The sequence below is a fragment of the Cyanobacteriota bacterium genome (assembly GCA_025054735.1).
Lineage (GTDB): Bacteria > Cyanobacteriota > Cyanobacteriia > SKYG9 > SKYG9 > SKYG9.
This window is the reverse complement of sequence record JANWZG010000309.1, coordinates 1-4,886: the sequence shown is the minus strand read 5'-3', so window position 1 is coordinate 4,886 and position 4,886 is coordinate 1. Positions and strand designations below refer to the sequence as shown.

Annotated in this window: 9 protein-coding genes; 2 read left to right on the top strand and 7 right to left on the bottom strand. The window is 49.8% G+C overall.

Annotated features, from left to right (window positions below; genetic code table 11):
* Nucleotides 1–375, top strand: a 375-nt coding sequence (locus NZ772_13830; protein ID MCS6814629.1) for a tetratricopeptide repeat protein, incomplete at its 5' end; no start/stop codon positions are given.
* 50 nt (nucleotides 376–425) lie between these two features.
* Nucleotides 426–1,520: a hypothetical protein gene (locus NZ772_13825; protein MCS6814628.1), complete on the top strand. Its 1,095-nt coding sequence runs from the start codon at nucleotides 426–428 to the stop codon at nucleotides 1,518–1,520.
* Nucleotides 1,521–1,546: 26 nt separating this feature from the next.
* Here the strand turns inward: NZ772_13825 and NZ772_13820 are convergent, their stop codons facing one another.
* The 7 genes from NZ772_13820 to NZ772_13790 all read right to left on the bottom strand — a co-directional run.
* A complete protein-coding gene (locus NZ772_13820) occupies nucleotides 1,547–2,614 on the bottom strand; it encodes an iron ABC transporter permease (GenBank protein ID MCS6814627.1) in 1,068 nt (355 codons plus the stop codon).
* Nucleotides 2,615–2,805: 191 nt separating this feature from the next.
* Nucleotides 2,806–3,072 (bottom strand): nucleotidyltransferase, encoded by a 267-nt coding sequence (locus NZ772_13815; protein ID MCS6814626.1) that lies wholly within the window; start codon nucleotides 3,070–3,072, stop codon nucleotides 2,806–2,808.
* 136 nt (nucleotides 3,073–3,208) lie between these two features.
* Nucleotides 3,209–3,562, bottom strand: a complete 354-nt coding sequence (locus NZ772_13810; GenBank protein ID MCS6814625.1) for a DUF86 domain-containing protein — start codon at nucleotides 3,560–3,562, stop codon at nucleotides 3,209–3,211.
* Nucleotides 3,552–3,890 (bottom strand): nucleotidyltransferase family protein, encoded by a 339-nt coding sequence (locus NZ772_13805; GenBank protein MCS6814624.1) that lies wholly within the window; start codon nucleotides 3,888–3,890, stop codon nucleotides 3,552–3,554. The genes NZ772_13810 and NZ772_13805 overlap by 11 nt, the downstream gene beginning before the upstream one ends.
* Nucleotides 3,891–4,007: 117 nt before the next feature.
* On the bottom strand, nucleotides 4,008–4,235 hold the full coding sequence (locus NZ772_13800; protein MCS6814623.1) for a hypothetical protein: 228 nt from the start codon (nucleotides 4,233–4,235) through the stop codon (nucleotides 4,008–4,010).
* Nucleotides 4,223–4,513 (bottom strand): hypothetical protein, encoded by a 291-nt coding sequence (locus NZ772_13795; GenBank protein ID MCS6814622.1) that lies wholly within the window; start codon nucleotides 4,511–4,513, stop codon nucleotides 4,223–4,225. The genes NZ772_13800 and NZ772_13795 overlap by 13 nt, the downstream gene beginning before the upstream one ends.
* Before the next feature lie 112 nt (nucleotides 4,514–4,625).
* The coding region (locus tag NZ772_13790) for a hypothetical protein (GenBank protein MCS6814621.1) at nucleotides 4,626–4,886 on the bottom strand (261 nt) is incomplete at its 5' end.

The following is a 4,886-nucleotide window of genomic DNA, read 5'->3' as shown; positions in this document are numbered from 1 at the left end:
AGTGAAGCCATTGCTCAGTATGAAAAAGCAGTCCAGCACGATGCCAAGTTTTGGCCTGCTCTCAACAACATTGGGTTGATTAGGTATGAGCAGGGAGATGTAGAGGGGGCTATGAGACACTGGCGAGAGTCGATAGCCATTGACGATAAGCAAGCGGAACCACAGTTAGCCTTGGCTGTTGCTCTTTATGCAAAAGGGGATCGCACCCAAGGGTTACTGCTAGGCGAGCAAGCTCTTCGGTTAGATAAGCGGTATGCCGATTTGGAATTTCTCAAGGAAAACCTCTGGGGCGATCGCTTGCTAGCAGAGGCCAAGAAATTTCTCAGCGTTCCACAAATTAAGGCAGTGCTAGCACAGACAGGAAGTTCACCCTAGCTGAGACATGGCCTTCAATCACCAGACTGTTCAGTAAATGGAGGAGTGTCATGGGGAAATCTACCGGCAGCAAGGCTGAAACTAAAGGTCGAGCAGGTTCCACATGGGGTTTGTTGCGATGGATTGAGTCCCTCCAGAAGTCTGACCAGATGTTTTACAACATGATGATGGTCGAAATTTGGTCAATCGCCCAGACGATGGACGAGTTGAATCCTGGTTTCTGGGCAGACTACATGCAAAATCGACAAACGGTCATGCAACAACAGCTTGAGCAGCGCAAACGGCGAGAACGAGAAGCACGTGCCCGTGCCTCAGCTCGTAAGTCATCAATTCCTCGTCGTCCAATTTCACCGCTGCACTTGCTGCTAGAGAATGCTGAGGAGCCATCTAATAAGATGGTTGCAATATTTTCGCAAGCCTTTGAGCAGGAGTTAGCAACCATGCAGCAGGCAGCCAACCTATCTTCCCCAATGGTAGTTAGCCTAGAATCTTTAGAGCCAGAGGCTGCTAATTCTGAATCCACGGCATCACCACCTGCTGATCCACTCTTACCCTCTGCTACAGAGACAGCCTCTGCAAGCCAAGACCTGCTGCAAAGTCCGGCATCGGTTACAACTCACGCTACTACCAGTCCACTGCTGCCCGATACTCAAGCGATTTATCGACATCATGTAGTTGAGCTGCCGCACCTTCTGCGAGTGCCTGTCATGAAGCTTTTGCCCATAACTATCGAGAAGCAGCCACTGCTTGGCAATGGCAAACGGACAGTGGTAGTGACGTTGGGGTGTTGGCTAACGCGCCGATTTCTGGTGCCTACCGTGTTGGGCGATCGTGAGCTATTTGTGCTGCAACGGCTAGATGCGATCGAGCTAGAGCCAGGAAAAGCTGTTATTTGCCAGCTCGGGTTTCGCCTTCAGAACATTGAGCAGACGGTGCATGTCCAATTGGTTAAGTCACTGCAAGCTCAATCGCAACTAGTAGCTGAGTGGGTCGTGCCGTCTGAGTTAGAAGGCAGTCAACTTAGCACAACTGAAGCTGGTGTAAGGGTGATCAACAAGGGCAACCAAGCCTGTCACCTAAAAGCTGGCCAAGCCTTTTGTCGGCTAGAGTTCCAGGCTGTGCTCTCATCCATAAGCCAGGGTTAGCTGACTCAGGTGCTTTTAGGCAACCCCTATCCTTCCAGTTGTTGACGTTTGAGAATGATCCAGGTAACGACAGGGGCACCAATGAGGGCTGTAACAGCATTGAGAGGAAGGGCGATCGCCTGTCCTGGCATTTGGGCAATAAGGTCAGCAACAAGGGCAAGACTGGCTCCTAGGGCGGCAGTAGCAGACACTAGCCAGCGGTGATCCAAGGTTTGTAGAAGGCTGCGGCAAAGGTGAGGCACAGCTACACCTAGAAACGCAATGGGGCCACAAAAGGCAGTCACAGTACCTGCTAGCAAAGCTGCACTGAGGATAATCCACAGTCGAGACTGTTGCACATTGAGACCCAGACTAGTGGCTCGCATATCATCCAACAGCATTAAATTAAGGGACTTGAAACACACCTGGGCCAGGGCTAACCCCAGCCCTACCAGTGGAGCCAATAAGCGCAGTTGTCGCCAACTCACCCCGGCAAAACTGCCAAATGTCCACAGCAGATAGGTTTGCACCTGTTCAGCAGTACTGAAATAGAGCAGAACAGTAACAATGCCATTGGCAGCATAACCAATCATAAGGCCGAGAATTAGCAGGGTCATGCTGTTCTGGAGGCGGCGAGCAACCAGGAGAACTATCACAAGGGTGATTGCCGCACCGAGACCTGCTGCGGCCACTAGCCCCAGATCACTCAACCAGCCCAATTGTCGCCATTGGCCTGACATCCCAGCCAGTTGCACAGCTAATACCACCAACGCTACTCCTAAGCTAGCCCCAGCATTGATGCCAAGTACAAACGGCCCTGCAAGCGGGTTACGGAACAGGGTCTGCATTTGCAGGCCACTTACAGAGAGAGCTGCCCCTGCTAGGGATGCAGTCAAGGCGCGGGGTAAACGAAACTGAAGTACGATCGTACCCCACGTAGCCCGATCGGGCCTGCCCCCTACCAAAATAGTCAGCACTTGGTCGAGGGGAATCGCGACTGACCCTAGGGATAAACTAAGGCAAAACACTACTACCAGAACAGATAGTAGCCCTAAAGCCATCACCCTAGACGGGCGATCGCCCACCATCCACCCGTTTTGCTTAAACCATGTCATTCCCGATCGCCATCACGATATTATTCAGTCGGCATTCAGTCGGCTGCTGTAGACTGACCTATCTTACCGAATTCCTACTAGGGCAATTGCCGCCACCAAACTACCAAGACAAGCATCACCAGCTACCATCAGTCCGACGCTGAATGCTATCGATGGCGTTGAGAATATCTTGGATGCGTTCTTTGGCAGATCTAGAAAACATGAACTGCTTCCTCCAAGATCGGTTGCCTGAGATGTTCTTTGAGCGCGTCAACAGTTCCTAAATCAACAAGACACTGAAACAGATCTTCCAGATAATGTTTGATGCGGAAAAACTCAAAGAAGCCAATAGATTCATCGAGTTCCACTAAGGCTTGATCGCGGGCCACGGAGCCAAAAAGATTGAGCGACTTAACGCCTAACGTTCGTAGCTCCTCCTGGTGAGATTGAACTAGCTTGAGTGCATCCAACTTCCTCATACTTTTACCTTTTGCCTTTTTACTGTTACCTTTCACTATCCCGCCCCATGCGGTATTTGATGTCGTAGTTGATCAGGTGTCGAGTTCTTTTTCGGTGAAGCCCCAATCAGTTTTTGGGTGGTGGGCGAGAATGCGATCAACTATCATAGTCAACCTCCTCTTGGGGTAGCAGGGGCAGCACAAACTCCAGAAGCTCAGGAATACTAGATTGAGTCACTTCCCAGGTCAAATCTAGGTCGACCTTGTTGTAGTCATGCACTAACTTATCCCGCATTCCAGCGATTTGCCGCCACGGTATTTCTGGATGGTCTTGCCGAAATTCTGAAGAGAGCCGCTTGACAATTTCTCCGATAACCGTAATTTCATACAGCACAGCAAGGTGGGTGCGCTTGTCTGCGACAAACGATGATTGACTCATGCCTTGAATCAGTTCAATCACGGTTTGACAAGTCGTAGCAATATCAATTAGGTAGGTTTGATCACGATTCATAAATCACTCTAGCTGTACTCAGAATTTCCTTGCGACGAATCCAGTTGGGGCTAGTTTCCACTGATTTTTTGGTGAGTAAGTCCACTTTGCGGTGGCATAAGTCTTCTAGCTCATACTGCATATCAACCAAATCCAGAAGGCTAACTTTGGCATTGGGTTGAAAGGTAACCAGCATATCGATGTCGCTATTGGCGTGGAAGTCATCACGTAAAACGGAACCAAAGAGAGCCAGTTCGCGAATCTGCCGACGCTGACAAAATTCTGAGAGTTGGTCAGAGGTGATGGAGAGCCGTTGCTGTAATTGAAGATTGAAAGGAATGGTATGCATTATTCTTCACCTCCGTTATCTCTGCCCATGCGGTATTTGATGTCATCGTTGATGAGGTCGTCGAGTTCTGCGTCGGTGAAACCCCAATCAGTTTTTGGGTGGTGGGCAAGGACGCATTTATGAAATACCTGCTAATCGACCCATCTCAACGCTAACGGTATCAAATCGGTTATCGCTAGGACGATAGGATAACAGTTCCATGCCAATGGGTTCACCTGTTGTTTCATCTTTAATTAAAATCACGCCATCACCGAGTTCTGTGGCAATTTGATTTTTGCGGGGTGGTTGCCAAAAGACGGTTAACAATTCCATTTCGGGTTCGTAGTAGATCTTTACTTGCGCCATAGGGTTTCTCTTTCTTTGATTGCATCGGTTTGGTAGGCTGTGATTAGAAAGCCATCTCCATTTAAGCGTCGGGCGACGGCAACGACCCATCGCTTTTCTTTCAAAGTCAGATAAAACAGCAACAGATTTGGATCTCGGCTACTGCGACGAATTTCATCGGGACTGCTCAGCGCTTGTCTTACTTCGGCTTCAAGATTGGCAATGTCTGGATGTTTGACGATTAGTTTTTGCCAGTACTCTTCTGAGGTGCGAACGGTGAAGTTGAGGGGAGTGAGGATTTCAAATTTACTCGTGAGCCATCACCCCCGGAGCCTCTGCCCATACGGTATTTGATGTCGTAGTTGATGAGGTCGTCGAGTTCTGCGTCGGTGAAGCCGTAGTAGCTAGTCATCATCTAATCTCTCCCCTTGCGATATCCCTGTAGGCTTGGAGGGCTGCTTGTTTGGTGGTATCAGGCACTAGTGGAAACGTACTGAGAATATGGGCAAACTCTGCCTCCGTCAGGCCATAGAGGTGGGCAATGATGCCATCGAGTTCTGCACGCAGTTTGGCTCGCTCTGCTTCATCCGTCACCCCCCTCGCCCTAAAACCCTCTGCCACAAGGGGAGAAGAGGCTGGGGGTTCAGGGAAAACCGCTCGCCACAAATCATC

What these genes read in the sequence shown, in the direction of transcription:
- NZ772_13815 (MCS6814626.1), bottom strand. Translation starts at nt 3,072, where the DNA reads ATGAGGAAGTTGGATGCACTCAAGCTAGTTCAATCTCACCAGGAGGAG.
- NZ772_13820 (MCS6814627.1), bottom strand. Translation starts at nt 2,614, where the DNA reads ATGACATGGTTTAAGCAAAACGGGTGGATGGTGGGCGATCGCCCGTCT.
- NZ772_13800 (MCS6814623.1), bottom strand. Translation starts at nt 4,235, where the DNA reads ATGGCGCAAGTAAAGATCTACTACGAACCCGAAATGGAATTGTTAACC.
- NZ772_13805 (MCS6814624.1), bottom strand. Translation starts at nt 3,890, where the DNA reads ATGCATACCATTCCTTTCAATCTTCAATTACAGCAACGGCTCTCCATC.
- NZ772_13810 (MCS6814625.1), bottom strand. Translation starts at nt 3,562, where the DNA reads ATGAATCGTGATCAAACCTACCTAATTGATATTGCTACGACTTGTCAA.
- NZ772_13825 (MCS6814628.1), top strand. Translation starts at nt 426, where the DNA reads ATGGGGAAATCTACCGGCAGCAAGGCTGAAACTAAAGGTCGAGCAGGT.